This is a genomic window from Microbacterium sp. 18062, from assembly GCF_902706225.1.
Lineage (GTDB): Bacteria > Actinomycetota > Actinomycetes > Actinomycetales > Microbacteriaceae > Microbacterium.
The window spans coordinates 83,221-108,776 of record NZ_CACSKB010000003.1 but is presented as its reverse complement, the minus strand read 5'-3'; the positions used below and the strand labels follow the sequence as shown (position 1 = coordinate 108,776).

Annotated in this window: 19 protein-coding genes; 8 read left to right on the top strand and 11 right to left on the bottom strand. The window is 70.7% G+C overall.

Going from position 1 to position 25,556, the window contains the following annotated elements; all coding sequences use genetic code 11:
* Positions 1 to 67: 67 nt before the first annotated feature.
* Positions 68 to 2,356: an alpha-xylosidase gene (gene yicI, locus GVL03_RS02295; protein ID WP_159499090.1), complete on the bottom strand. Its 2,289-nt coding sequence runs from the start codon at positions 2,354 to 2,356 to the stop codon at positions 68 to 70.
* An 89-nt stretch (positions 2,357 to 2,445) separates the two neighbouring features.
* Positions 2,446 to 3,456 carry a LacI family DNA-binding transcriptional regulator gene (locus GVL03_RS02290; protein WP_159499088.1) on the bottom strand — a complete coding sequence of 337 codons (1,011 nt, stop codon included), beginning with the start codon at positions 3,454 to 3,456 and terminating at the stop codon, positions 2,446 to 2,448.
* Positions 3,457 to 3,621: 165 nt separating this feature from the next.
* Here GVL03_RS02290 and GVL03_RS02285 point away from each other — a divergent pair, with 165 nt between their 5' ends.
* From GVL03_RS02285 to GVL03_RS02265, 5 genes are read left to right on the top strand one after another with little or no spacing between them, the layout of a single operon-like run.
* Positions 3,622 to 5,832, top strand: a complete 2,211-nt coding sequence (locus tag GVL03_RS02285; RefSeq protein ID WP_159499086.1) for a beta-galactosidase — start codon at positions 3,622 to 3,624, stop codon at positions 5,830 to 5,832.
* Positions 5,829 to 7,706, top strand: a complete 1,878-nt coding sequence (locus GVL03_RS02280) for a glycoside hydrolase family 3 protein (protein WP_159499084.1) — start codon at positions 5,829 to 5,831, stop codon at positions 7,704 to 7,706. Before GVL03_RS02285 ends, GVL03_RS02280 begins: the two co-directional genes overlap by 4 nt.
* 42 nt (positions 7,707 to 7,748) lie before the next feature.
* A complete protein-coding gene (locus tag GVL03_RS02275; RefSeq protein WP_159499082.1) occupies positions 7,749 to 9,074 on the top strand; it encodes an ABC transporter substrate-binding protein in 1,326 nt (441 codons plus the stop codon).
* 11 nt (positions 9,075 to 9,085) lie between these two features.
* Positions 9,086 to 9,985 (top strand): carbohydrate ABC transporter permease, encoded by a 900-nt coding sequence (locus tag GVL03_RS02270; RefSeq protein WP_200847026.1) that lies wholly within the window; start codon positions 9,086 to 9,088, stop codon positions 9,983 to 9,985.
* Positions 9,985 to 10,887 carry a carbohydrate ABC transporter permease gene (locus tag GVL03_RS02265; protein WP_235037982.1) on the top strand — a complete coding sequence of 301 codons (903 nt, stop codon included), beginning with the start codon at positions 9,985 to 9,987 and terminating at the stop codon, positions 10,885 to 10,887. The genes GVL03_RS02270 and GVL03_RS02265 overlap by 1 nt, the downstream gene beginning before the upstream one ends.
* A 145-nt stretch (positions 10,888 to 11,032) precedes the next feature.
* Here the strand turns inward: GVL03_RS02265 and GVL03_RS02260 are convergent, their stop codons facing one another.
* Positions 11,033 to 12,151 (bottom strand): DMT family transporter, encoded by a 1,119-nt coding sequence (locus tag GVL03_RS02260; protein ID WP_159499076.1) that lies wholly within the window; start codon positions 12,149 to 12,151, stop codon positions 11,033 to 11,035.
* Between the two features lie 33 nt (positions 12,152 to 12,184).
* On the opposite strand from GVL03_RS02260, the gene GVL03_RS02255 reads away from it, so the two are divergent.
* Positions 12,185 to 12,826, top strand: a complete 642-nt coding sequence (locus GVL03_RS02255) for a TetR/AcrR family transcriptional regulator (protein WP_159499074.1) — start codon at positions 12,185 to 12,187, stop codon at positions 12,824 to 12,826.
* Positions 12,827 to 12,903: 77 nt separating this feature from the next.
* Here the strand turns inward: GVL03_RS02255 and GVL03_RS02250 are convergent, their stop codons facing one another.
* Genes GVL03_RS02250 through GVL03_RS02235 form a run of 4 tightly spaced genes read right to left on the bottom strand, consistent with a single transcriptional unit; the run spans position 12,904 to position 18,119 of the window.
* A complete protein-coding gene (locus GVL03_RS02250) occupies positions 12,904 to 14,868 on the bottom strand; it encodes a glycogen debranching N-terminal domain-containing protein (protein ID WP_159499072.1) in 1,965 nt (654 codons plus the stop codon).
* On the bottom strand, positions 14,865 to 15,734 hold the full coding sequence (locus GVL03_RS02245; protein ID WP_159499070.1) for a carbohydrate ABC transporter permease: 870 nt from the start codon (positions 15,732 to 15,734) through the stop codon (positions 14,865 to 14,867). Before GVL03_RS02245 ends, GVL03_RS02250 begins: the two co-directional genes overlap by 4 nt.
* Complete coding sequence (locus GVL03_RS02240) at positions 15,731 to 16,837, bottom strand: carbohydrate ABC transporter permease (RefSeq protein WP_159499142.1); 1,107 nt, start codon at positions 16,835 to 16,837, stop codon at positions 15,731 to 15,733. The genes GVL03_RS02245 and GVL03_RS02240 overlap by 4 nt, the downstream gene beginning before the upstream one ends.
* A gap of 34 nt (positions 16,838 to 16,871) precedes the next feature.
* Positions 16,872 to 18,119 carry an extracellular solute-binding protein gene (locus GVL03_RS02235; protein ID WP_159499068.1) on the bottom strand — a complete coding sequence of 416 codons (1,248 nt, stop codon included), beginning with the start codon at positions 18,117 to 18,119 and terminating at the stop codon, positions 16,872 to 16,874.
* Positions 18,120 to 18,320: 201 nt separating this feature from the next.
* Between GVL03_RS02235 and GVL03_RS02230 the strand changes: the two genes are divergently transcribed.
* Together GVL03_RS02230 and GVL03_RS02225 are read left to right on the top strand one after the other, a co-directional pair.
* Positions 18,321 to 19,322 (top strand): LacI family DNA-binding transcriptional regulator, encoded by a 1,002-nt coding sequence (locus tag GVL03_RS02230; RefSeq protein ID WP_235037981.1) that lies wholly within the window; start codon positions 18,321 to 18,323, stop codon positions 19,320 to 19,322.
* Between the two features lie 324 nt (positions 19,323 to 19,646).
* Complete coding sequence (locus tag GVL03_RS02225; RefSeq protein ID WP_159499066.1) at positions 19,647 to 20,957, top strand: amidohydrolase family protein; 1,311 nt, start codon at positions 19,647 to 19,649, stop codon at positions 20,955 to 20,957.
* Between the two features lie 51 nt (positions 20,958 to 21,008).
* Here GVL03_RS02225 and GVL03_RS02220 read toward each other — a convergent pair whose 3' ends face one another.
* The 4 genes from GVL03_RS02220 to GVL03_RS02205 are packed head-to-tail and all read right to left on the bottom strand — an operon-like array spanning position 21,009 to position 25,534.
* Positions 21,009 to 22,442: an amidase gene (locus tag GVL03_RS02220; protein ID WP_159499064.1), complete on the bottom strand. Its 1,434-nt coding sequence runs from the start codon at positions 22,440 to 22,442 to the stop codon at positions 21,009 to 21,011.
* Positions 22,439 to 23,530 carry a pyridoxal phosphate-dependent aminotransferase gene (locus GVL03_RS02215; protein ID WP_159499062.1) on the bottom strand — a complete coding sequence of 364 codons (1,092 nt, stop codon included), beginning with the start codon at positions 23,528 to 23,530 and terminating at the stop codon, positions 22,439 to 22,441. Before GVL03_RS02215 ends, GVL03_RS02220 begins: the two co-directional genes overlap by 4 nt.
* Before the next feature lie 16 nt (positions 23,531 to 23,546).
* Entirely contained in the window at positions 23,547 to 24,527 is a 981-nt protein-coding gene (locus GVL03_RS02210; RefSeq protein WP_159499060.1) for an aminopeptidase, read from the bottom strand.
* Entirely contained in the window at positions 24,524 to 25,534 is a 1,011-nt protein-coding gene (locus GVL03_RS02205) for an LLM class flavin-dependent oxidoreductase (RefSeq protein ID WP_159499058.1), read from the bottom strand. Before GVL03_RS02205 ends, GVL03_RS02210 begins: the two co-directional genes overlap by 4 nt.
* Between the last annotated feature and the right edge of the window lie 22 nt (positions 25,535 to 25,556).

The following is a 25,556-nucleotide window of genomic DNA, read 5'->3' as shown; positions in this document are numbered from 1 at the left end:
CATCCTGGGCTGAACACCTGGTTCATGTCCAAGGCGCCCCGAAGCGTTACACCTCCGTCCCGGCGATTCAGACCATCCGCACGGGAACCGGGGTGCCGTCGGTGCGCGTGGCGGTCACCGCAGCCGAGGAGGTGTCCGTCGTCACGGTGATGAGCTCGGAGGAGCCGTCCGGCCCGGTCAGGCGGAGGACGTCGTCGCGCACGCGACCCGGATAGACGTGGAGCTCGACCTCGGCCCGGAAGTCGTAGTCCGCCCGGTCGGCGCGCGTGCCCCGCGGGATCACGGCACCGGGCCGCACATAGAGCGGCAGGCTGTCGAACCCGTGCGTCTCGGTGACCCACCGTCCCCCCTGCACCCGCTCGTCGCTGAGCAACGACGTCCAGGTCCCCTCGGGGAGGTAGAAGGTCACTTCTCCCGACTCGGTGAAGACGGGCGCCACCAGGATGTCTTCTCCGAGCATGAACTGACGGTCGAGGTAGGCGACCGCCGGGTCGCCGGGGAAGGCGAGGAACATCGGCCGCATCATCGGCACGCCCCGATCGGACGTCCGGGCGGCGGTCGCATAGAGATAGGGCATGAGCGACAGCTTCAGCTCGGTGAAACGGCGAGTGACGTCGACCGCCTCGTCGTCGAACTCCCAGGGCACTCGGTAGGAGGTCGATCCGTGCAGTCTCGAATGGGACGACAGCAGCCCGAAGGCCACCCACCGCTTGAACACCGCCGGGTCCGGAGTCCCCTCGAAGCCCCCGATGTCGTGACTCCAATAGCCGAAGCCCGACGCTGCGAGCGAGAGGCCGCCGCGCAGGCTCTCGGCCATCGAGCGGAACGAGGCGTAGTTGTCGCCACCCCAGTGCACGGGCATCGCCTGACCGCCGGCGGTCGCCGAGCGCGCGAACAGCACGGCCTCGCCCTCCCCGCGCTCCTCACGAAGCACCTCGAACACCGCCTCGTTGTAGAGCTGGGCGTAGAGGTTGTGCATCGTCTCGGGCGCGGAGCCGTCGTGCCACACCACGTCGAGGGGGATGCGCTCGCCGAAGTCCGTCTTGATAGCGTCGACGCCCTGCCGCAGCAGGCGACGGACGAGGTCTTGAAACCAGCGTCGTGCGTCCGGGTTCGTGAAGTCGACCAGCGCCATGCCTGCCTGCCACCAGTCCCACTGCCACACCGATCCGTCGGCGCGCGCGACCAGGAAGCCCTGCCTCCTTGCCTCGTCGAACAGCGCCCCGCGCTGGGCGATGTACGGGTTCAGCCAGACGGAGACGCGAAGGCCCTTGTCGTGCAGACGCGCGAGCATCTGCTCGGGCTGGGGAAAGACCCGGTCATCCCAGATGCCGTCGGTCCAATTGAACTCGCGCATCCAGAAGCAGTCGAAATGGAACACCGAGAGCGGGATGCCGCGCTCGGCCATGCCGTCAACGAACGTCGTGAGGGTGGCCTCGTCATAGTCGGTGGTGAACGACGTCGACAGCCACAGGCCGAACGACCACGCCGGCACCCTGGGTGGGCGCCCGGTCAGCGCCGTGTAGCGCTCGAGCACGTCCTGCGGCGTCGGCCCGTCGATCACGAAGTACTCGAGCGCCTCGCCGGCGGTCGAGAACTGCACGCGCTCGACCGCCTCCGACCCGATCTCGAACGAGACGTGCTCGGGATGGTTGACGAACACCCCGTAGCCACGGCTCGAGAGGTAGAACGGGATGTTCTTGTACGACAGCTCGGAGCTCGTCCCGCCATCCGCGTTCCAGATGTCGACGGACTGCCCGTTCTTCACGAGTGGGCCGAAGCGCTCGCCCAGGCCGTAGATCGTCTCTCCCACCTCGAGGTCGAGCTGTTCGTGCACGTAGTGCGTCGCGGGGGCGAGTCCTGTGCCCGTATAGCCGGCGACACCGGCGGGCTCTGCGCTGACCGACGCGCCGCCGGCCAGCGTGATGTAGCCCACGGACTTGTGGCCGGAGCCGGTGAGGCGGCGGCCATCGTGTTCGAAGTCGAGACGCCACGGCGCGCCGGCGACGATACGGGCGGTGAGGGACCCGGTGGTGAGGGTAGCGCCGCCGGGCGTCGCGGCGGCGTCGGCGAAGGCGATCGTGCCCACGCCGTCGCGAGCACCGGGGAGGCGGAACCCGGACGACGGACGGCCGCCGGTGTGGTGCTCGATCCGCACCCGGACCACGCCTTCGAGCGGAGAGCCGAGCGTCACGGTGAGCAGCGGCTGGTTGAGCGTGTCGCCGCGGCCCCGGATCCGGGCGGTGGGCGCCGTGATGACGAGCGCGTCGCCGCGCTGATCGATGTCGTAGGCCTCTTGCGCGTAGCCGGCCACGACGCCCGGCCGCATGACCCAGAATCCGTCGGTGAACTTCACACCCATCCCCTTCGGCGCGGACCGTACGTCGAAGCGCTTCGATTGATGGTAGGGCGCGGATGGTGCGGGGGCAAGTCAGGCCGCCGGACTCAGGCCGGGCGAGGTGCGGCCGTGGTGCCGCGGTCGGTGAGGGCGGGCCCGAGAAGTCGCACCTCCGACGACTTGCCCCCGTCGTCGAGCTGGGCGATCACCATCTCCACCGCGATGCGGCCGATGCGCTCGGCCGGCAGGTCGATGCTGGTGAGCGGTCGAGGGAGCGACAAGGCGACGTTCTCCGGTCCGACCGCAATGACCGAGACGTCGTCGGGGATGCTGCGCCCGGCCGCCGTGAGACCCGCCACGATGTGGGGGAGGGCGATCTCGTTGTGCACCAGAACGCCCGTCACGCCGGCCGCGGGACCGAGCAGCTCGGCCACGGCCGTCTGGGCGCCGGTCACCGAGCTCGGCACCGAGAGCTCTCGATAGCCGACATCCGCGGCCGCGGCCACCTGTGCGAAGGCCGAGTTCATGCGTTCGGCGTAGGAGGTGTGGCGCTCGAGGACCTCGGGGGGAGCTCCCAGCAATGCGATGTCGCGGTGACCGAGATCGATGAGGTGCTGGGCGCCGAGGGTCCCCGCGCGCCCGAAATCGAAGTCGACGCACGAGAGTCCCTCGGTGTCGCCGGGCAGGCCGATGAGCACGACGGGCTGCTTCAGGCGGCGCAGCTGCCTGAGGCGGGGGTCGTCGGCCTCCACGTCCATGACCACCAGCGCATCCACCATGGATCCCGAGGTCACCCGGGCGACATCCGACTCGTCGCCGTGGGTGACGAGGAGCACGTCGTACTCATAGGAGTGGGCCGCGGCGGCGATGCCCGAGACGAACTGCATGACGACGTTGAGATCGACGCCGGTGCGCAGGGGTGCCATGAGTCCGATGGTGCGCGTCTGTGCAGAGGCGAGCGCCCGCGCACCCGCGTGCGGGCGGTAGTCGAGCTCGGCGATGGCGCCCTGGATGCGTCGACGCGTCTCGGGCGAGATCGGTCGCTTGCCCGAGAGTGCGTAGCTCACCGTGGACAGCGAGACGCCCGCGACCCGTGCTACATCGGCGATCGTTGCCACGAGTGCTCCGTTCTTCGCTGCCGTGATGGGGATGGGCGCGGCGACGCCGAGGTCGCCTAGGGGGCAGAGATCAGTGTGCCAGGTGAGGTGGACAATCACGCAGCCCGCATGTACAGTTGCCCACGTTGCGTCGAAGCGCTTCGATGATGCGAGGAAGGATCAAGGATGGTGCGCGATCTCCGCTCGCTCGGTCGGGAGCTCGGCATCGCCTATGGCGGCGACTACAACCCCGAGCAGTGGAGCCCCGACGTCTGGCGGGACGACGTGCGGCTCATGACCGAGGCGGGCGTCTCCCTCGTGACGGTGGGCGTCTTCAGCTGGAGCAGACTCGAACCGCGACCCGGCCGATTCGACTTCGCCTGGCTCGACGAGGTTCTGGGTCTCCTGGCCGATGCCGGCATCGCCGTCGACCTCGCGACGCCGGTCGCGTCGCCGCCACCGTGGCTCGGCCACCGCCATCCTGCGACCCTCCCCGTCACCGCGGAGGGGGTGACGCTCGGATACGGAGCCCGCAGCCACTTCTGCCCCTCCGCGCCGGAGTACCGCGACGCCGCACGAACGATCGCCGAGCGGCTCGCGGAGCGCTATGCGACGCATCCGGCCGTGCGCCTCTGGCACGCGGGCAACGAGTACGGCGAGCGGTGCTACTGCGACCGCTCGGCCGAGGCGTTCCGCGACTGGCTCCGAACCGCCTACGGCTCGCTCGATGCCGTCAACTCGGCCTGGGGCACGGACGTCTGGGGTCAGCGCTACGGCGAGTGGAGCGAGATCCTCCCGCCGCGAGCGATGCCCTACCATCGCAATCCGGCGCACGACCTCGACTTCCGGAGATTCGGCTCCGACGCCCTGCTCGATCTCTACCGCGAGCAGCGGGACGCCATCCGACGGTACGACGCCGTTCGTCCGGTCACCACGAACCTCATGGGCTTCTTCGCGGGCGTCGACTATGCGAGCTGGGTCGACGACCTCGACGTCATCGCCGACGACGCCTACCCCGACCCCGCCGACCCTCACGCGCCGAGCGACGCCGCACTCACCAATCACCTCATGCGCGGCTTGGCGAACGGGGGCTCATGGATGCGGATGGAGCAGGCCACGAGCGCGGTGAGCTGGCGTCCCCACAACGTCACGAAGTCGCCCGCGCGACTTCGCACCGAGGCGCTGCAGGCGGTGGCGCACGGCTGCGACGCCGCCTGCTTCTTCCAGTGGCGCCAGGCGCGCACCGGGCCGGAGCGATTCCACTCGGCGATGCTCCCGGCAGCCGGACCCGACACGGCGGTGCACCGGGGTGTCAAGGCGCTCGGGAGTGAGTTGCGCCGGCTGCGCGAGGTGGCGGGAACGCCCGTCGAGCGTTCAGGGGTGGCCCTGCTGTGGAACTGGACGTCGTGGTGGGCCGGTACCCAGCAGGCCATGCCGACCGACCGGCTCGACCCGTTCGACACCCTGCGGACCTGGCATCGCGCGCTGTGGAGCCTCGGTGTCACGGTCGACCTGATCTTCGATCAACGCGACCTCGAACGCTATCGGGCCGTCGTCGTGCCGAGCGCACACGCGCTCGACGAGAACCAGGCGATCGCGATCGAAGACTTCGTGGCCGCCGGCGGCGCGCTCGTGTGGGGCCCGTTCTGCGGGGTCGTGGACCGGCTCGGCGCACTCTGGCAGGGCCGCGCTCCCGTGCTGCTGCGTCACGTGCTCGGAGTGTCGGCGGAGGAATGGGTGCCGCTGCCGGACGAGGGCGCGCCCGTGCGCTTCGCCGTCGACCTGTGCGCCGCTCCGGACGGCCCGGGCGACGTCGCCTCGCCACGCGCGACGATCGCGCGTGGCACCGTTCTCGGCGAGCGCACGCGCGGCGACGGCGCCGAGACGCTCGCCACCTATGCGTCGGGTCCGCTCGTGGGATGCGTCGCGGTCGCGCGTCACCGGTACGGAGCCGGCCAGGCCTGGTACGTCGGCACCGTGCTCGATGCCGATGCCGGAGCTCGTCTCGACGCCGACGCCTCCGGCGACGCGAATCCGCTCACGGACGTGCTCGCAGCCGCACTGAGGGCGGCCGGGGTGGCGACCACGTCCCTGCCGGCCGGCGTCGAGGTCGTGGCTCGGGGCGACGCCGTCTTCGTGATCAACCACACCGAGGCGGCCGTCGCCGTCGATCTCGCCGCATCCGAGCCTCCTGCGCTGGCCCGGTTGCTCGCCCGACAAGTCGCGGGCGACGATCCGGCTCGTGCCGGCCTCGCGAGAGATCTGCTCACCGGCCGCCCCCTCGTTCTCGACGCCGACCGCGTGCTGCAGCTCGACCCGCTCGCCGCGATGGTGCTCGCACCGGCATCCGGCGGCCCCGCCGAACCCACCGACCTCGCATCAGCTGGAGACCGATGACATCCGCCACCCGATTTCCCTACCAGGACCGCACGATCGCGATCGACAGACGCGTCGACGACCTGCTCGGCCGGCTCTCGCTCGCCGAGAAGGCCGGCCAGCTCTTCCACCCCATGGGCACCCTCGAGCCGATCGATGTCGGCAACATCGAGTTCGGGCTGCCGCCGCTGCGCAGCACACTGCTCGACCAGCACATCACCCACTACGGGTTGCTCGGCAGCACGGCGACCCCGCGGGAGTTCGTCGAGTGGCACAACGCGGTGCAGCGGGTCGCGCTCGAACGCCCCCTGGGCATCCCGGTCACCTTCTCGACCGACACCCGCCATCCGGTCGCCACCGACCCGCGGAACGCCCTCACCGGCAACCCGGAGAGCGAGTCGCCCGCCGGTTTCTTCTCGCAGTGGCCCGAGACCCTGGGGCTCGCCGCCATCGGCGACGAGGCCCTCGTGGAGCATTTCGCCGACGTCGTCCGTCAGGAGTACCGGGCGGTCGGCCTCACAGTCGCGCTGCACCCGCAGCTCGATCTGGCGACCGAGTACCGATGGCCGCGCATCTTCACCACTTTCGGCGAGGACGTCGACCTCGTCAGCCGATTCGCCCGGGCGTACGTGCGGGGGCTGCAGGGCGACCGTCTCGGTGACGACTCGGTCGCGGCCATGATCAAGCACTTCCCCGGTGGAGGGCCGCAGCTCGACGGACAGGACCCGCACTTCCCGTACGGCCGCGAGCAGGTATACCCGGGCGGCGCCTTCGAGACGCACCTGAAGCCCTTCGTCGCCGCGCTCGAAGCCGGAGCCTCCCAGGTGATGCCCTACTACGGGATGCCCGTCGGCACCGACTACGAGGAGGTCGGCTTCGGCTTCAACCGCTCGGTGATCACCGGCATCCTGCGTGAGCGCCTCGGTTTCGAGGGCATCGTCTGCACCGACTGGAGCCTCATCACCGACCACCTCGCCGTGGGCGACGAGACCTCTGCGCGTGCGTGGGGCGTCGAGCACCTCACCGAGGAGGAGCGGGTGCTCAAGGTGCTGGACGCCGGCGCCGACCAGTTCGGCGGTGAGTACCGCACCGACCTCGTCCTCGATCTGGTCGCGCAGGGACGGGTCAGCGAGGCCCGCATCGACCTGTCGGTGCGTCGCATCCTGCGGGAGAAGTTCGTGCTGGGCCTGTTCGATCGCCCCTACCTCGACCCGGCGCACGCCGACCGCGTGGTGGGCTCGCCGGAGTTCGTCGAGGCCGGGCTCGACGCCCAGCGCCGCTCGCTCACCCTGCTGAAGAACGAGGCCCCGGATGCGCGTGCCGACACGCACGCATCGGCCAGGACGCACGCTCCGGGCCCGGGCGTCCCGGTGCTGCCGCTCGCATCGGGCATCGCCGTCTACGCGGAGGGGCTCCCCGCGGAGGCCCTCGACGGTTGCGCCACCGTGGTCGCCTCGCCCGAGGACGCCGATGTCGCCGTGCTGCGTCTGCAGACCCCCTTCGACGTTCGCGACGGTCTCGCCGCCGGATTCCACACCGGTTCGCTGGAGTTCCCGACCGACACCGTCGAGAGGGTGCGGGCGCTCGCCGACCGCCTTCCGGTCGTGCTGGTGGTCTACATGGATCGTCCGCCCGTGCTCGGCCCGCTCGCCGAGGTCGCATCCGCCGTTCTCGCCGACTTCGGCGTCTCCCACGCGGCGCTCGTGCCGGTGCTGTTCGGCGAGGCGGCCCCCGAAGGCCGGCTGCCCTTCGACCTGCCGGGCTCGATGGCCGCGATCGTCGAGAGCCGCACCGATGTGCCGTTCGACACGGTCTCGCCGCTCTTCCGGTGCGGATACGGGCTGCGCTATGCCGGAGCCGGCGCTGCCGCACCGGAGACCCCGGGCCTCCCCTGACCGATCCCCCGTGACCCCGACCCACCGATGAAAGAGGAACCCATGAAGACACCCGGGAAGCGCCGCACCGTCGCGGTGCGCCGAAGGACGCTCGTCGCCGCCGCGAGCCTTGCCGCATCCGCCCTGCTGGTGAGCGGATGCTCGGCAGACGGATCCGACTCCTCCGGTTCCGGCCCGGTGAGCCTGAGCTACTGGACCTGGATGACGAACATCGAGGCGGTGGTCGACGTCTGGAACGAGGAGAACCCCGACATCCAGGTCACCGTCGACCGGCTCGCGGAGGGCGACGACCTCGTCACACGCATCGTCACCGCAGCCAAGGCGGACAACCTGCCCGACATGATGCAGGTGGAGTACCAATCACTGCCCATCCTCATCTCCAACGAGATCGTGGCCGACATCAGCGACGCCACGGCACCGCTCGTCGACGATATGGCCGAGAGCGCGTGGGACCAGGTGAGCTTCGGCGGCAGCGCCTACGCCATCCCCGGCGACATCGGGCCGCTGATGATGTATGTCCGCGCCGACCGTTTCGAAGAGCTCGGCCTCGACGTGCCCGCCACCTGGGAGCAGTTCGCCGTCGCCGCTGAGCAGATCCACGACGCCGACGCCTCCAGCTACGTCTCGTCGTTCGATGCGACCTACCCCGGCTGGTTCGCCGGTCTGTCGCAGCAGGCCGGCGCCGAGTGGTGGACGACCGAGAACGACTCCTGGGTCGTCGGCATTGACGACGCCCCGACCGAGAAGGTCGCCGGATACTGGGGAGATCTGCTCTCCGAGGGACTCCTCAGCACCTCGCCCACCTACTCCGCCGAGTGGAACTCGGCGATGGCGGCCGGTGACATCCTCGCCTGGATCGCACCGGTGTGGGGTGCCGGCGTCATCGAGGGCATCGCCCCCGACACGGCGGGCGACTGGCGCGCCGTGCCGCTTCCCCAGTGGGACGAGGGCGACGAGGTCACGGGATACTGGGGCGGTTCGTCATCGGCGGTCGCCGCATCCTCGACCCACAGCGCCGAGGCCGAGCAGTTCCTCACCTGGCTCTACACCGATCCCGAGGGGCTGAAGGCGCTCGTCGACGTCGCGGGCCTCTACCCCGCGGCCACCGCCGGCCAGGAGTACGCCGCCACCACCACCTCGCCGGCCATCCTCGAGGGCCAGACCGACTTCTGGCAGCTGGCGGGAGAGGCGGCCGCCAACGCCCGGGGCTTCCAATGGTCGCCGAATGTGAACTTCACGTTCTCGACCATGCAGGACGCCTTCTCCGCCGCGATCGAACAGGGCACGAGTCTCGCCGACACCCTCCCCGGTATCCAGGACTCCAGCCGTCGTGATCTCGAGGGACAGGGCTACCCGGTCGCCGGATGATGTCCACACGGATGAAGGGGAATCGGGGCGGGCGCACGGCGTATGTGCTGCTCGCCCCGGCCCTGGTGCTGCTCGCAGCCTTCATGCTTATTCCGATCGGCTACTCCGTCTGGCTCAGCTTCCGGGCCAACACGGCTTCGGGCGGAGGACTCCTCGGGGCCCGCATGGAACGGTTCGTCGGCGTCGACAACTACGTCACCGCGCTCACCGATCCGGTGTTCTGGGAGGGCATGGGCCGCATGCTCCTCTACGGCGTCGTCGTCGTGGGCGTGATGTTCGTGCTCGCCGTGCTCTTCGCACTGCTGCTCGACTATGCCAAGACCCGTCTGCGCTCGGTCTGGCGCGTCCTGATCTTCCTGCCCTACGCGGTGCCGGGCATCATCGCCTCGCTGATGTGGGGGTTCATCTACCTGCCCGACGTGAGCCCCATCCATCAGGCGTTCGAGGCCCTCGGACTGCCGGGGCCCGACTTCCTCGGGTCGGGCGCGGTGCTGTTCTCGACGGCGAACATCGCCGTCTGGGGCGGCACCGGCTTCAACATGATCATCTTGTACACCGCGTTGCGCTCCATCCCCACCGAGATCTATGAGGCCGCACGCATCGACGGGGCGTCGGAGCTTCGGATCGCCCTCCGCATCAAGCTCCCGTTGATCTCCCCGGCCCTCGTGCTGACGATGATCTTCGCGCTCATCGCGACGATCCAGGTCTACAACGAGCCCACGGCGCTCAGCTCGATCTCCCACGCGATCACCAACTCCTGGATGCCCATGATGAAGATCTACACCGACGCCTTCGTGCTCAACAACACCTATCTGGCGGCCGCCGAATCGGTGCTCATCGCACTGCTGACCTTCGGGGTGTCGATGGGTGTGATGCGCGTCACGCGCCGCTTGCAGGGCGGGGAGGAATGATGGCTCTGCTCACCCGCACCCTCCCGCCTGCCGGAGAGCCGCCGCGGACCAAGCGCTCACGGTTCGGGGGCCGGGCGGGAATCGTTCCGACCATCGTGCTGGTGCTCGGTGCGCTCTACTGCGTGCTGCCGGTGTCGTGGATCGCCATCGCGTCCACGAAGACGCCGGGCGAGCTGTTCAGCACCTTCTCGTTCAGCCCCAGTTTCAGCGGCGGTCTCGTGGGCAACCTCGAGGCGCTGTTCGCCTACAACGACGGGGTGTTCGCGCGCTGGGTGCTCAACACCGTCCTGTTCGCCGGGGTGGGTGCGCTGGTGTCGGTGTTCGTCTCGGCGGCGGCCGGCTATGCCCTGGCGAAGTATCGCTTTCGGGGTCGGGAGAGCATCTTCAAGGTCATCCTCGCCGGTGTGCTCATCCCGCAGATCGCGCTGGCCATCCCGCAGTACCTGCTGCTGTCGAACCTGAACATGACCGGCACCTACTGGTCGGTCCTGCTGCCCTCGCTCATCAACCCGTTCTCCATCTACCTGTGCCGCATCTTCGCTGCCGGGTCGGTGCCGGACGAGATACTCGAGGCCGGGCGCATCGACGGCGCGGGCGAGTACCGGCTGTTCTGGAGCGTGGGGCTGAGGCTGATGCTGCCCGGGCTCATCACGGTGTTCCTGCTGCAGTTCGTCGCGATCTGGAACAACTTCATGCTGCCCTACATCATGCTCTCGAACGAGGGGATGTTCCCGCTGACGGTGGGCCTGTTCTCCTTGCTGAACCGCGGGGCGGGCGCAGCGTCGCTCTACACGCTCGTGATCACCGGTTCACTCGTGTCGATCGTGCCGCTCATCGTCCTCTTCCTCATCCTGCAGCGCTACTGGCGGCTCGACGTGCTGAGCGGCGGCCTGAAGGGCTGAGTCCCTGCCGGGCGCGATCCCGCCGTTGTGCGTCACCGTTCCGGACGGAGAGCGGCCCGAAGGCCCTCGAAGCGGTGGCGAGGAGCGCCGCGGTCCGGGCGCGACCGGGGTGGAGTCGATGGTCCGACGTCGCTTTCGAGGTGTCTCATGCTGTCGGCGGATGACGGCGCGCAACTCCTCCGATCCGGCGGCGGAGGGGCCCGGTGGCCCGATCTTGTGTCGTACCGGGAGGATATCCGCCTCCGGGCGCCGCAGGGTGGCACCGCTGATCGCGATCGCCTCGCCCGAAACGTACACGCTCCTCTCGGCAACCGGATGCAGCCGTTCCTGCCAGCGCTTCCCGCCCGGAGGCCGCGGGGCGGAGCACGGCGGCGACGCCTGCCGCGCAGAGGGCGAAGCCCAGGGCGGTGCCGATCCCGAAGGGCTCGCCGAAGAGCAGGGCGCCGCCGAGGGCGGTGACCGGCGCGACGAGGAAGAGCAGGGCGCCCAGCGCCGTGATCCCTATCCGGGCCAGCAGCGACCAGTACAGGAGGTAGGCGGCGAGGGTGGGTGCGGCGGCGAGGAAGAGCGCCGCCGCCCAGAAGCCTGCGGATGCCGGCGGCGCGGCCGTGTCGGTGGCGAGAGCGAGTGCCCCGAAGGCGACCGCGGCGACGGAGACGTGCACGGTGAGGGCGAGCAGGGGCGGCATCGGTGCGCGACCTCGCTGCTGCAGGAAGGTGCCCGCCACGAGGCTCGCCATCGCGACGGCCGGGAGAGCGTAGGCCCAGGCGGGAGCCGTGGCCGACACCGCCTGGGAGCCGACGACGAGCGCGACTCCCGCCGAGCCGGCCAGCAGGCCCGCCCACTGGGCCCCGCGGACGCGCTGACCCAGGAGCGGGCCGACGAGCGCGGCCATCACGAGCGGCTGCACGGCGTCGATGAGCGCGGTGGTGCCTGAGGCGATGCCGAGGTCGATGGCGGCATAGATCGGCAGGATGTACCCGACCTGGGAGAACACGCCGATCGCGGCCTGCCGGGAGAGGGCGCGGATGCCGGGTCCACGGCTGGTGCTGTCGTCGCGCCGGCGCTCACGGGCGGCGAGGACGACCACGAGAAGCACCAGGGCGACCGCGAGGGGCAGGAAGCGCCACAGCAGCACGGTGGGGACGGCGGCGTCCACGGTGACCGCTTTCGCGGCGAGGAAGCCCGAGCTCCAGCTCAGCACGAACGCGGCCGCGGTGAGCAGCAGACCCAGGCGCGAAAGTAAACCGATCGGTATAGTCATTGCCCCGAGTATACAGATCGGTATAATCAAGTCATGTCCTCCGCTTCTCGCGATGCATCCGCCCCGGCCGTCGCTCCGCTCACACCGGGCGCGCGCCGGGTGCTCGCCGCGGCGGGGGAGCTCTTCTACGACCGGGGCATCCACGCAGTCGGCGTCGACGCCATCGCGGAGGCCGCCGGTGTCACGAAGAAGACGCTCTACGACCGCTTCGGCTCCAAGGACGCCCTCGTCCTGGCCTACCTGCAGGACCGGGACACCCGCTGGCGCGCGCATCTGGAGACGACGCTCGCGGGCGTGCCCGAGCGGGGCCCCGAGCGGATCCTCGCGGTGTTCGACGCGGCGATCTCCTGGTCCGATGCGAACAGTCCCAAGGGATGCAGCGCCATCAACGCGCGTGCCGAGAGCCCTCGTGTCGACGGGGACGTGCTCGCGGAGACGACCCGTCAGAAGCGCTGGCTGCTCGACGTGTTCGTGACGCTCTGCCGGGAGGCCGGCGTCGACCTCCCGGAGCAGACGGCCCGCTCGATGATGCTCCTCTACGAGGGCGCGATCGTGACCGTCGGCATGGAGACCTTCCCACAGCCGTTCCAGGTCGCGCGTGGGCTGGCGCGGACCATCCTCTCGGCCGGCCACGACCCCCGCGACCGGGCAGCACCCGGGTCAGGCCCCCGGTGAGATCCGGCTGCATGTGAGGCGACGGGGCGCCGCACCCGTCGCCTCGCCCCGGTGTCGCCGCATCCGCCGCGCGGCGCTCACTCCCGCTCGAGCACGGTGAGGCAGGTGATCGCCGCGGCCGCAGACCACGCCTGGGGGCGGCACGCGGCGGGGTACGGCACAGGCGTGGCCGTCTCGGAGCGGGGATCGCCCGAGTGCAGCTCCGGCATGCGGCCGCCGAACCCCTCCGCGGCCGCGAGCAGGCCCTCCGCGACGCGCGTGGCCTGTTCCCCGAGCCCCGCGCGCGCCATGCCGCGTGCGACGATCGCGGTGTCGTGCGCCCAGACGCTCCCGCCGTGGTAGGCGAGCGGCCAGTAGCCGGCGGCATCCGTCGACATGGTGCGGATGCCGTATCCGCTCGACATGGACGGGCCCAGCAGCAGCTCCGCGATGCGCGACTCGTCGTCCGCGTCGAGGATGCCCGTGCCGATCAGATGCCCGATGTTGCTCGTGAGCGTGTCGACCGGCCGCTTGTCGCGATCGAGCGCGATGGCGGGATAGCGGCCCTCGGGCGTCTCGATCCAGTACGCGTCGGCGAACCGGGTCCTGAGCGCGCGGGCCCACGACCGCAGCCGCGAGGGAGCGTCGGCGTCGCCGAGATGCTCGAGCAGATCCGCCGCGCCCGTCGTCGCCTCGTACGCGTAGCCCTGTACCTCGCACAGGGCGATGGGGCCGGTGGCGAGCGTGCCGTCGCGCCACTGGACCGAGTCCCCGGAGTCCTTCCACCCCTGGTTCGCGAGGCCCGTCCCGGTGCGGTCGATGTAGTCGATGAACCCGTCGCCGTCCGCGTCGCCCTCCTCCACGAGCCACGACAGCGCCTTTCGCAGCGCCGGCACGAGCGCCCGCACCTCCGGCTCCGGCATGCCGCCGCGCCAGGCGTCCACGAGCAGGCACACCCACAGTGCGGTGGAGTCGACGCTGCCGAAGTAGAGAGGCGGAAGCGTGACCCCCTCGCTCGGCAGCTGGAGGGCCGACGCCCGCAATTCGTGCAGGATCTTGCCGGGCTGCTGCGCCGTCGCGTCGTCGTCGACGGTGCCCTGCAGCCTCGCCAGCACGCGCAGGGTGGATGCGGCGAGGCCCGCGTCGAGGGGCAGCGCGAGCCTCGCCGCCCAGAGCGAGTCGCGACCGAACAGCGTGAAGAACCACGGCGCCCCGGCCGCGTAGAACTCGTCGGCGGGCTGCTGCGGCAGGGCGAGGCGGAGCGCATCGAGGTCGCCGAGCGCCCGGTCCAGCCACCGCCCGAGCGCCGGGGCGACGGATGCTCCGCGCCGGGCGGTCGCGGAGCGGTCCCAGGGCGCGGCCTGCCGCGCGCCCGTGACCACGAGGGTCTCGTCGGCGAGCTCCAGGGTCCACTCCACCTGTGCGCGTCCGTGCGGAGGCACATGCAGCGTCCACACCGCACGCACGACGTCGCGCCCGGATGAGCTCTCGGCCCCGGATGCGGCGTCTCCGGATGCGCCGTCGGGCCCGAGCGCGTCGACCGCGCCGCCCGGGGCGGTGAGCACGAGCGCGCGTGGACCGGATGCGGCTGTCGCCTGCTCTCCCGAGACGCGGAGGGTGAACGGTCGGGCCCGGGCGGTTCCCGCCTTGACGTCGTGCAGTGAGGCGAACTCCGGCACGACCGAGAGGGAGAGGGTGGTGTCGATCTCGTGGTCGACGCGCGAGATCAGCGTCCACCGCTCCCGCACGATGCCGTCGCCGACGATGCGCTCCCGCACGAGCCGCACGCGTGGGTCGGGGCCGTGCGTGTCGAGTCCGCGCAGCAGCCCGCCGAAGGTGACGCGCGAGGCCTCGTCCGACGAGACCGAGATCCACTCCACCTCGGATCCTCCGCACTGGAGCGTGAGCGCGCCCACGTGGCGGGTGTCGCCGTGATAGACGCCGTCGATCGCCGCCTCGCCGATGTCGCCCGCCCGCCCTGACCAGACCTGGGTGGGGGCGTGCAGGGCGATCACCGCGTCGTTGAGCAGTGGTTGGCGGGCGGGTGGCGTGTGCGGGGTCATTCCTTGACGGCTCCTTCGCTGGCGTTCATGATGTGGCGCTGGAAGATGAAGAACACCACGGCGACGGGGATCGTCATGATCGCTGCCGCCGCGAGCTTGAGGGGGTACTGCGTGCCCTGGCTGAGCTGCCCGCTGGCGAGCGAGGCGACACCCTTCGTCAGGGTCGTCAGCGCCGGATCCTGGGTCGAGACGATGAAGTGGCTCAGCTCATTCCACGATCCCTGGAAGGACAGGATGACGATGGTGATGAGTGCGGGCCGGGCCATGGGCAGCGCGATCGACCAGAAGATCCGGAATGTGCCGGCTCCGTCGATGCGTGCCTGTTCCTCGACGGACGCGGGCAGCGACTCGAAGAAGTTCTTCATGATGAACACGCCCGCCGCGTCGACGAGCAGGGGCAGGATCATGCCCGCGTACGAGTCGTAGATGCCGAGCTGGTTGATCACGAGGAACTTCGGGATCAGCAGGACGACCTGCGGCACGGCCATGACCGCGACGAGCCCGGCGAAGATGATCGAGCGGCCGCGAAAACGCAGGCGTGCGAGCGCGTAGCCGGCGAGCGACGCGAAGAACACGCGGCCGAGCGTCACGAACACCGTGACGACGGCGGAGTTGGCGAACCAGGTCGGGAAGTCCGAGCGCAGGAACAGGCGTTCGTAGGCGGCGAGGGTCCAGGGCACCGGCACGAGCGAGATCGGGTCGGCGGCCGCGTTCGCATCGGTCTTGAACGAGGCGCTCACCTGCACCAGGAACGGGTAGATGTAGATCAGCGCGAGCACGATCAGCGCCCCGTACAGCGCGAGCTGCCAGGCGACGGTGCGGGGTGGGAGGTGTCGCTTCGCCGGGGAGAGGTCGGTCGCGGTCATCGCGCATCCTCCTTCGGCGCGGCGTCCGCCGTCGGGGACGGCAGCGCGTACTGCCGCGCTCGGCGCCGCGAGACGGGGCGGTCGCGCAGCACCCACCGCTGCAGGATCGTGAAGAAGACGATGATCGCGAAGAGGATGAAGGCGATCGCGGCTCCTCGTCCCCACTCCTGTGAGATGAACGCCGACTGATAGCTGAGATAGGCCGGGGTCATGGTCGTCTTGCCCGGAGCGCCCTGGGTGCCGGTGTAGATCTGGTCGAAGACCTGCCAGCATCCGATCAGTCCGAGCGTGAGCACGGTGAACAGCGTCGGCTTCAGCTGCGGCAGGGTCACGCGCCAGAAGCGCTGCCAGGGGCCTGCGCCGTCCATGACGGCGGCCTCCAGCGTCTCGCCGCCGATGTTCTGCAGGCCCGCGAGGAAAAGCAGCATGAAGGTGCCGGATGTCGTGAACACGGCCATCAGCACGAAGGCGCTCATCGCGACCGACGGGCCGGCGAGCCAGTCCCACCAGCTCAGCCCGAGAAAGCCGCTCTGCGTGAGGGCGGCGGGTCCGGCCTCGATGCCGACGGCCCCGAGCAGGTCGTGCACGACGCCGTTCGGGTCGTTGAACCAGTTCGGCCCGTCGATCCCGAGCCACGACAGGGCCTCGTTGATGACCCCCGACGTCGAGAACAGGAACAGCCAGAGCACCGTGATGGCGACCGAGCTCGTGACCGAGGGAAAGTAGAAGGCCGTGCGGAACAGACCGCGGCCGCGGAGGACGGCGCGGTTGACCAGGAGTGCGAGCGTGAGGGCGAGCGCCGTCTGCAGGGGCACGACGAGCAGCACGTACCAGGCGTTGTTGCGCAGTGCGATGCCGAAGTCGCGCTCGGCGAGCCCGCCGTCGGTGGAGACGGCGGCGTAGTTGTCGAGCCCGACGAATCCCACGTTCGGCGACAGCGGGCTGCCGCGTCCGCTCCAGTCCGAGAAGCTCACCCACAGGGCCATGAGCACGGGTGCGAGCAGGAACAGGCCGAGGACGATGAGCGCGGGTGAGACGAAGACCCAGCCCGCGAGGCCCTCGCCCCGGCGGATGCGACGCGTGGGAGAGCCGTTGCGCCTCATCCGCCCGGGTGCGGTCGTGGAGGTGGACACGACGTCAGCCGAGGATCGCCTCGAGGTTGGACTGCACCGTCTCGAGCATCGTCGCGGGGTCGCTCGTCGCGAGCGACTCGAGCTGGGCGTTGAAGTCCGCGATCACGTCGACGGCGCCCGCCTGGTTGGGCGGGAACTGTGCGTACTCGGCCCCGTCGAGGAACGCGCCGAGGTCGGGGTTCGCGTCGGTCCACGCGTCGGCCGCGGAGACGATCGAGGGCATCGGGCCGAATGCTGTGGAGAACGCGAGCTGCTGCTCGGTGCTCGTGAGGTGCTCGACGAGATCGAGCGCGCCCTGCTGGTTGGGGCTGTCGGCGGCCATTCCCCAGCAGTTCGTGAACTGCAGCGTTCCGGGACCGCCGGGTCCCGCGGGCAGCTCGGCCACGGTGTACGACACGTCGGGGTAGTCGGCCGACAGCGCACCGGTGATCCAGTTGCCCTCGATCACCATGGCGGCGAGACCGCTGCCGAGCGCTTCGCCGCCCCAGCCGGCGCCGATGTCGGCCGCGTAGCCGAAGGTGCCGTCGACGAGGTGCGACTGCACGTACTCGAGCGCCTCGACGTTCTCCGCGCTGTCCGCCTGCGCCACGCCGTCGACGACGAGACCGCCGCCGGCCTGGGCGATGAAGGCGCCCACACGCGCGTACTCCGCGCCGAATGCGAGACCGACGTGCTCGTCGGTCGTGAGGGTCGCGGTGACCTCGCTCAGCTCGTCCCAGGTCGTCGGCATGTCAGCGTCGGTGAGTCCCGCGGCCTCCCACAGGTCGGTGTTGACCACGAGCGCGAGCGTCGAGAAGTCCTTGGGCGCGCAGTAGAACTCGTCGTCGATCGTGAAGTTCTCGATGAGCGACGGGTAGAAGTCGTCCTTGTTGGTCAGCAGGTCGCCGTACGGCTGGAGGGCGCCGTTGCCGGCGTATCCCGCGATCGCGTCGGTGGACAGATAGAACAGGTCGGGTGGCGAGCCGGCCGCGAATCCCTGTGAGAGCTGCTGGGCGAGGTCGTTCGCGACCTCGACCGTGGCGTCCACCCCCGACTGGTCGGACCAGGCAGCGACGGCCGACTGCACGGCCTCCGTCTCCGCGTCGCCGGATGATCCGATGAGGACGGTGAGCGCGTCGTCCGACGAGGTCAGCTCGCCCGAGGGTGCCGACGTGTCGTCGTCGAAGCCGGATCCGCATCCCGTGAGAGCGAGGGCCGCGGTGGTCAGCAGGGCGGCGGCGGTGAGCGTCGTGCGCAGGGTGTGCGTGGTCATGGTCTCTTCCCCTTCGATGAGCCAGGGCGATGGTGCGACTTTGAACGATCAAATTTTCACGTGAGTTCACGATACGTTCGCTGTGGGAGCCGTGTCAACGGAGTCTCGCGGGATATCCGCGTGATGCGCCGACGTGACCGGACCGTGTTGCGCATAGGGTGCAAAGGCACGTACTCCGACTCGGGTGGGAAGGGAACGATCGTGGCGAAGCCGCCGACCGTCGACGATGTCGCACGGCTGGCCGGCGTCTCGCGGCAGACGGTGTCGAACGCCCTCAACACGCCGGACATCGTGCGGCCGGCCACGCGCGAGCGCGTCGAACGGGCGATCGCAGAGCTCGGGTACCGCCCCCACGCCGCCGCGCGCCAGTTGCGCACGCGGCGCAGCTCGACGATCGGCATCCGTCTCGATCCGTACGCGGGCGGCATCTCGGGCGTCGTGCTCGACCGGTTCGTGCACGCGCTGACCGAGAGCGCGGGGGAGCGGAGGATGCGCGTGCTCCTGTACGCGGCGCGGTCCGCCGACGAGGAGATCGAGCGGATGCGGGAGCTCGTCGACAGCGGCGAGATCGATGCGCTCGTCATCACGGGCACCTACCACGGCGACCCGCGCACGCGGTGGCTGCTGTCGCGAGAGGTGCCGTTCGTCGCGTTCGGACGGCCGTGGGGCCTGGACGACATCGATGCGCCCGCGCATCTGTGGGTCGACGTCGACGGTGCGGCGGGCACGCGCGCCGCGGCGCGGCATGCGCGGGACGTCGCGGGAGAGCACGTGGCGTTCCTCGGCTGGCCCTCGGGCTCGGGGACCGGCGACGAGCGCGAACGCGGCTGGCGGGAGGAGACGGGGGGTGCGGGGCCGCGCCTCGTGTCGACGGATGACGTGGCGGGCGCGCGCGCGATCGTAGAGAGCGCGCTCGACGGCTCCGACCCGATCGACGCGATCGTGTGCGCGAGCGATTCGCTGGCGATCGGCGCTCACCTGGCATGCACGAGCCACGGGCGCTCCGAGGTGCTCGTGATCGGCTTCGACAACACGCCCACGGCCGAGGCGCTGGGCCTGAGCAGCATCGAGCAGCTCCCCGAGCGCGTCGCCGCCGGGGCGCTCGAGCTGCTGATGGGCGAGACCGGCGACGTGATCGCGCCCCGCCGTGCCGAGTCGGGTGTCGCGCACGTGCTCGTGGAGCCCCGGCTCATCGTGCGGTGAACGAAAGCCCCCGCTCCTCGGCACGCTCGTTACCCGCCCGAAACGCTTCCTTCACGGCTCCGCAATTCAGATATCAGATCCTATAAGCGGGGCGCTCCTCGATCCGACGCCGCGCCCGTCCCGCAGGAGGGCGAGCAGCGGATGCGCATGATCGACGACGAGCGTGACCCGTTCCGGTCGGGTCCCCTCCGCCGGCGCTCGTCCGGGCGCGCTCCCTCTCGCGTACCGGCGCACCCCGCCGCAGCGGCGCCCGCGCCGCGCATCCACGCCACCGGCCCGGGTGCCCCGAGACCCCCGCAGGAAACCTATCGAAAGGCAGCGCAGATGACCCGCACCGTTCTCAAGGGGGGCGCCGTCCTCACGATGGATCCCGCCCTCCCCTTCCTCGCCGACGGCAGCGTCGTCGTCGAGCACGACCGCATCGCCTGGGTCGGCGAGACGAAGGACCTCGTCACGCGCGACGGCGACGAGATCGTGGACGCGTCGCGCCACATCGTGACCCCCGGCCTCGTCAACGCCCACTATCACGTCGACCTCGGCAAGGGCGCGGGCGAGTCCTCCAACGAGACCAAGCCCATGTGGGACCTGCTCTTCGACGACTGGTACCCCTTTCTCGGGCAGCTGACGGACGAGGAGGCCTACTGGGCGACGATGGCGAGCTACGCCGAGTCGCTGCGCAACGGCACGACCACCGTCAACGACATGTATGTCCGCACCGCCGCCCGCGCCCGTGCGGCGAACGACATCGGCCTGAGGGCCGTCCTCTCGAACGAGATCGCCACGCCCGAGACCGGCATCGACACGGTCGCGTCCAACATCGAGGCCTTCCACGCCGCGAACGGTGACGGGCTGGCCCGCGTGTGGCTCGGCGTGGAGTGGCTGCCCTGCGCGACCCCCGAGCTGCTGCGGGAGGTGCGCGAGGCCGCGACCGAGCTGGGCACCGGCATCCACATCCACCTGAACGAGTCGATGTCGGAGGTGGAGGACGCACTGTCACGGTTCGGCAAGCGCCCCACGGAGCTCGCCTACGAGCTGGGATTCCTGGGCCCCGACGTGCTCGCGGCGCACTGCGTGCACCTCTCGGACGACGAGATCCGGATGATGGCGGAGACCGGCACGCACATCTCGCACAACCCCGGATCGAACGCCTACCTGGGCAACGGCATCGCACGGATGAACGACTTCCGCGCCGCCGGCATCAACGTCGGCCTCGGCACCGACGCGGGCTTCTGCTCCGATCTGTTCGAGATCATGCGCTGGGCCACCTACCTGCACCGCGCGACGACGCGGGACGTCTCGGCGCGCAAGAGCTCGGAAGCGTTGCGGATGGCGACGGCGGCCGGCTCCGCGGCCCTCGGGCAGGACTCGGGCGTGCTCGCCGAGGGCCGTCTCGCCGACCTCATCCTCATCGACGTCGACAACGTGAAGTTCGGGATGCTGGACCGCACGGACCCGGGGCTGGTGGAGGAGTTCGTCGTCAACCACGCGAACGGATCGGATGTCGCCACGACGATCGTGAACGGCGAGATCGTCATGCGCGACCGGGTGCTCACCAGAGTGGACGAGGCCGAGATCACCGAGGGCGTCGCCCGGGCGATCCACGACGCGAACAAGCGCTACTTCGGCGGTCACTGAGGCACACGACGGAGGGGCCGGACCGGGCGGTCCGGCCCCTCCGTCGTCCGGTCAGCGCCGGGGCGCCACCACGAGCTCGTTCGTCGGCGCGAGCACGCGCTCCACGGCCTCGGCGAAGGCCAGCACCGTGTCGTCGGCCGAGAACGCGCCGACCACCTGCAGCCCCACGGGCAGCCGGCCATCGCCGAGGTCGAAGGGCACCGTCAGGGCGGGCTGCCCGCTGACGTTGAAGGGGTACGTGTACGGCGTCCAGGTGATCCAGGGCAGTTTCGCCTCAGCCTCGCCGCCGCGCGGCACCTCCTGGTCGGCCTCGAAGGCCACGAGCGGCATCGTGGGCATGAGCAGCAGGTCGACCCGGTCGAACACGGCGAACAGCTCGGAGTTGAAGGCGCGCCGCGCTTGCACGACGCGGAGGAAGTCGGGCAGCGCGTACTCCTCGGCCAGTGGCAGCAGCCGCACGAGCCCCGGGTCCATGGCGTCCCCCTGCGCGCGGATGAGGTCGGCGAAGCCGTGGCCGCGACCGGTCACCCACAGCCCTTCGAAGATGTCGCGCGGGATGGCCGTGTCCAGATCGAGCTCCTCGAACCGCGCGATCCCGCTCCTCTCCAGCAGCGCGAGCGCGACGTCGGTGCGTGCGGCCACCTCGTCGGAGGGGGTGATGCCGAACGGACGACGCACGACGCCGACGCGGAGGGGACGGCCGGTCACGGCGGGATCCGCCCGCACGAACGCCGACTGCGGGTCACGCGCATCCGGCCCCCGGGCGATGTCGAGCACCGCGCGGCAGTCGGCCACGGTGCGGGTGAGCGGACCGGCGTGCGACAGGTTCTCGTTCACGGTCCCGGGCCACACCGGGATGGCGCTCAGAGTCGGCTTCAGCCCCACCGTGCCGCAGAACGCCGCGGGGATCCGCACGGACCCGCCGGCGTCCGAGCCGGTCGCGATCGGGACGGCGCCCGAGCCCACCGTCGCGCCGGAGCCCGCGCTGGAGCCGCCGCTGTTGCGCGTGGGGTCCCACGGGTTGCGGGTCACGCCCGTCAGCGGCGAGATTCCCGTGCCCTTCCAGCCGAACTCGGGCGTCGTGGTGCGGCCGATGACGACGGTCCCCGCGTCGACGAGGCGCTGCACGAAGGGCGAGGAGACCCGGGCGGGGGCCTCGTCGGTCGTGCGCGAGCCCTTCCGCGCGGGCTCGCCGGCGAGATACATGTTGTCCTTCGAGGCGATCGGCACCCCGTGCAGCGGGCTGCGCAGCCGACCGTCGCGTGCCTCCTTCTCGAGGACGGCGGCCTCGGCGAGCGCGGCCTCCTCGCGGAGGCCGACGTAGGCGTTGACGGTCGGCTCGGCCTCTCTGGCGAGGGTCAACGCGAGCTCGGCGAGCTGCCGGGGGGAGTAGGCGCCGCGCGCGACGCCGCGCGCGAGCTCCACACCGCTCATCGTGCGATAGGCGTCGGCGTCGAGCTCGATGTAGCGCGAGAGATCGCTCATGCCGGCACCCCCGTCCTCTCCGCGAGGGAGGCCCAGGACGCGGCGAACCGCTCGACCCACTCCGGCGGGACGGAGGTCGACACCTTCACGAACCGCTCGCCGAAGCCGGGCGACTGGTAGGTGCCCGGCCGGATGAAGATGTCGTCGGCCAGCAGGGCGTCGCAAACCGCCTCGGAGTGCAGCCCGGTCGCCGCGATGTCGACGGCGAGGAAGTTGCCGTGCGAGGGGGAGACGACCACGTCGCCGAAGCCCGTCTCGGCGACGACCCGCTCGACGCGCTCGATGTTGGCGCGGTTCACGCCGCGCAACTGCTCCAGCCAGGGCCCGCGCACCCGGAGCCCCGCGATCGCCGCGCGCTGCCCGACGATCCCCGCCCCCAGCGGATTGGCGGGCACGACGGTGAGCGCTTCGAGCACCTCGGGCTTCGCGATCACGGCGCCCAGCCGCAGGCCCGCCAGTCCCAGCCACTTCGAGAAGCTGTAGGTCGTGAACGTGCCCTCCGGGTACAGCTCTGCGACGAGGCTGTGCCCGGTGGCGAAGTGCCGGTAGGTGCAGTCGTGCACGATGAGCGAGCCCGTCTCCCTCGCCAGCTTCACGATCGCCTCGAGCTCGGCGCGCGTGTAGCGGCTGCCGAGCGGGTTGAGCGGGTCGATGAGGTAGAGCAGCGACCCCGGCTCGATGACGCTCGCGACCTGCGCGGCGGTGAGCGTGCGAGACGGGTTCTCGTACACGCCCGGCGCGTGCACGGGGATGCCCGTGCGTCCGAGGAAGCGGCCCGGCCAGGGCCAGCCCGGATCGGTCGTGATGACGCGCGAGATGCGGGGGGCGAGCGTCATGCACAGGTGGTACAGGCCCGCGACGGCGCCATCCGTCATCCAGACCTCCGACCCCGGCAGCCCGATGTCGTCGGCGACGAGACGGCGCAGCTCCTCGAAGCCGGCCGGCGGGGCGTAGACCTGGAACTCGCGATCCCGCACGGAGCGCTCGATCGCCTCGACCACCTCCTGAGGCGGGTCGAGGTGCGTCGTGTTCTGGCCCATCCAGGCCAGGCCCTCGCGGGCGAGCAGCTCTTCGAACGAGGCGGCCATGATTCCCTCCGGTGTCTCAGTCCCCGTAGACCGTGCCCTCGACGATGCGGGGCACGCCGTCGAGGTAGACCGTCGCGTCGCGCATGACGCAGTCCAGGTGCGCCACGGCGTCCACCGTGCCGCCGTAGGCGATCGAGTTGCCGAAGGCCACGTGCGCGCTGCCGAGCGTCGACTCGGTCTCCATCGGCACGCCGCACACCGAGCCCTGCGGGTTGAGCCCGACCGAGACCTCGGCGAGGTTGGTCATGCGCGGGTCCGCGCAGCGGGCGATCATCTCCGTCAGCCGCTCGGCCTCCTGGCCGTCCGTCGAGACGAGCAGGCCGTCGCGGATGTGGAGGGCGGCGGCGCTGCGCACCGGCCCGGGGCCCATGAAGAGGAAGTCGGCGTCGATGACGATCGTGCCGTTGGTCGTGCCCTCCACGGGCGCGGTCCCCGACTCGATGTCCGGCGGCGCCATGTAGTCGCCGCGCTCGCGCGCGACGCCCGTGAGCGCGCGTCCCCTGCGGCCGGCCACCGAGCCCGAGACGTCGGTGCCGGCGGGGGTGACGATGCGGTAGACGGATGCCTTCTCCCAGGCGCGCGCGAGGACCTGCGTGGTGCGCGCGAGGGCGTCGAAGTCCACGTCGAACGGGCCCCCGAGCCGGAACGTGTCGGCCGTGACCGCGGGCATGCAGAGGTACCGGGTGCCGCTCCGCGACGCGTTCTGCCGGGCGCGGCTGGAGCCGATGAAGGTGCTCGTCAGCTCGATGCCGCAGTCGGCGGCCGCGAGCTCCTCGGCGACGTCGGGCGGCGGCTCGCTGCCCGGGAGGGCATAGGTCGGCAGCTGCCGCACGACCGGCTCCGCGCGGCGCTCCTGGATGCCGAGCACGAGCCCGGCCACGACGGCCGGATCGGTGAGCGCGTCGGTGAGCAGGACCACCCTCTCGCCGGCGCGCAGCCCCAGACAGGTGTCCAGCGCACGCGAGACCGTGCGGCCCGGGAGCCGGGGCGCGTTCATCGCGTGGGCGCCGGCTGCGCGTCGGCGAAGCAGGAGGCGAACCGCTCGATCGTCGTCATTCGGTAGTCCGCGTCGCCGCCGAGCGGGAACACGGTGAAGCTGTCGATGCCGAGCGCCTCGATGTTCGCGATGTGCGCCGTCACGGTCGCGCGGTCGCCCGAGAGCGACATGCGGTGCACGAAGTCGTCGGGCAGCAGCTCGGCGGCCTTGGCGGCCTCCTGGAACTCGCCGCCCTGGTACATCCCGCGGACCTTCTCGATGAGCGCCGGGTCGAGGCCGGCCAGCTCGCAGTACATGGGCGCGGTCTGCGGGAACCAGGCCGCGATCGTGCGTGCCGCGGCCATCGCGCGGTCCCGGTCGTCGTCGACGGCGCCGTATCCGAACACCGAGATCTTCGGGCGTTGCTCGCGCCCTGCCTGCGCCGCGCCGCGATCGATGTGCTCGAGCGCGTACCGGAGGCCGTCGGGGTGCAGGCCCGCGAGCAGGATCACGCCGTCGGCGATCCGCCCCGCCAGCTCGAGTGTCTTCGGCCCGGATGCGGAGATGTACACCGGGATCCGCGTGGGGACGTCGAACCGCATGTGCGCGTCGTCGAGCGAGAAGCCGCGGTACTCGCGGGTCACGGTGTCGCCCGTCCAGAGCTCGCGCGCTGCGGCGATCGCGTCCTCGAGGAGGGCGAGCCGGGCGGGCTTCAGCCCGAGAGCGAGCAGCGGCCGGTCGCCCGCGCCGATGCCGTAGATCGCGCGCCCGCCGGAGATCTCGTCGAGCGTCGCGGCCGCCACGGCGCCGAGCGCGGGATGGCGCGTGACGGGGTTCGTCACGGCGTTGCCGAGCGTCATGCGTTCGGAGCGGACCGCGGCCAGCGCGAGGTACATGGGGCTGTACCGGGAGTGGAGCGAGGAGTCCGTGAGCCAGAGCTCGTCGAAGCCCAGCCGTTCGATCCTCTCCACCATGTCGCCGAACAGCGCCGACGGGTACACGGGCTGCAGAGCCACGCCTGTCTTCATCTTCTCGTTCCTTCTCGGATCG

Coding starts and splice junctions, on each gene's coding strand:
- GVL03_RS02285 (WP_159499086.1), top strand. CDS start 3,622: ATGGTGCGCGATCTCCGCTCGCTCGGTCGGGAGCTCGGCATCGCCTAT.
- GVL03_RS02280 (WP_159499084.1), top strand. CDS start 5,829: ATGACATCCGCCACCCGATTTCCCTACCAGGACCGCACGATCGCGATC.
- GVL03_RS02275 (WP_159499082.1), top strand. CDS start 7,749: ATGAAGACACCCGGGAAGCGCCGCACCGTCGCGGTGCGCCGAAGGACG.
- GVL03_RS02270 (WP_200847026.1), top strand. CDS start 9,086: ATGAAGGGGAATCGGGGCGGGCGCACGGCGTATGTGCTGCTCGCCCCG.
- GVL03_RS02265 (WP_235037982.1), top strand. CDS start 9,985: ATGGCTCTGCTCACCCGCACCCTCCCGCCTGCCGGAGAGCCGCCGCGG.
- GVL03_RS02260 (WP_159499076.1), bottom strand. CDS start 12,151: ATGACTATACCGATCGGTTTACTTTCGCGCCTGGGTCTGCTGCTCACC.
- GVL03_RS02255 (WP_159499074.1), top strand. CDS start 12,185: ATGTCCTCCGCTTCTCGCGATGCATCCGCCCCGGCCGTCGCTCCGCTC.
- GVL03_RS02250 (WP_159499072.1), bottom strand. CDS start 14,868: ATGACCCCGCACACGCCACCCGCCCGCCAACCACTGCTCAACGACGCG.
- GVL03_RS02245 (WP_159499070.1), bottom strand. CDS start 15,734: ATGACCGCGACCGACCTCTCCCCGGCGAAGCGACACCTCCCACCCCGC.
- GVL03_RS02240 (WP_159499142.1), bottom strand. CDS start 16,837: ATGAGGCGCAACGGCTCTCCCACGCGTCGCATCCGCCGGGGCGAGGGC.
- GVL03_RS02235 (WP_159499068.1), bottom strand. CDS start 18,119: ATGACCACGCACACCCTGCGCACGACGCTCACCGCCGCCGCCCTGCTG.
- GVL03_RS02225 (WP_159499066.1), top strand. CDS start 19,647: ATGACCCGCACCGTTCTCAAGGGGGGCGCCGTCCTCACGATGGATCCC.
- GVL03_RS02220 (WP_159499064.1), bottom strand. CDS start 22,442: ATGAGCGATCTCTCGCGCTACATCGAGCTCGACGCCGACGCCTATCGC.
- GVL03_RS02215 (WP_159499062.1), bottom strand. CDS start 23,530: ATGGCCGCCTCGTTCGAAGAGCTGCTCGCCCGCGAGGGCCTGGCCTGG.
- GVL03_RS02210 (WP_159499060.1), bottom strand. CDS start 24,527: ATGAACGCGCCCCGGCTCCCGGGCCGCACGGTCTCGCGTGCGCTGGAC.
- GVL03_RS02205 (WP_159499058.1), bottom strand. CDS start 25,534: ATGAAGACAGGCGTGGCTCTGCAGCCCGTGTACCCGTCGGCGCTGTTC.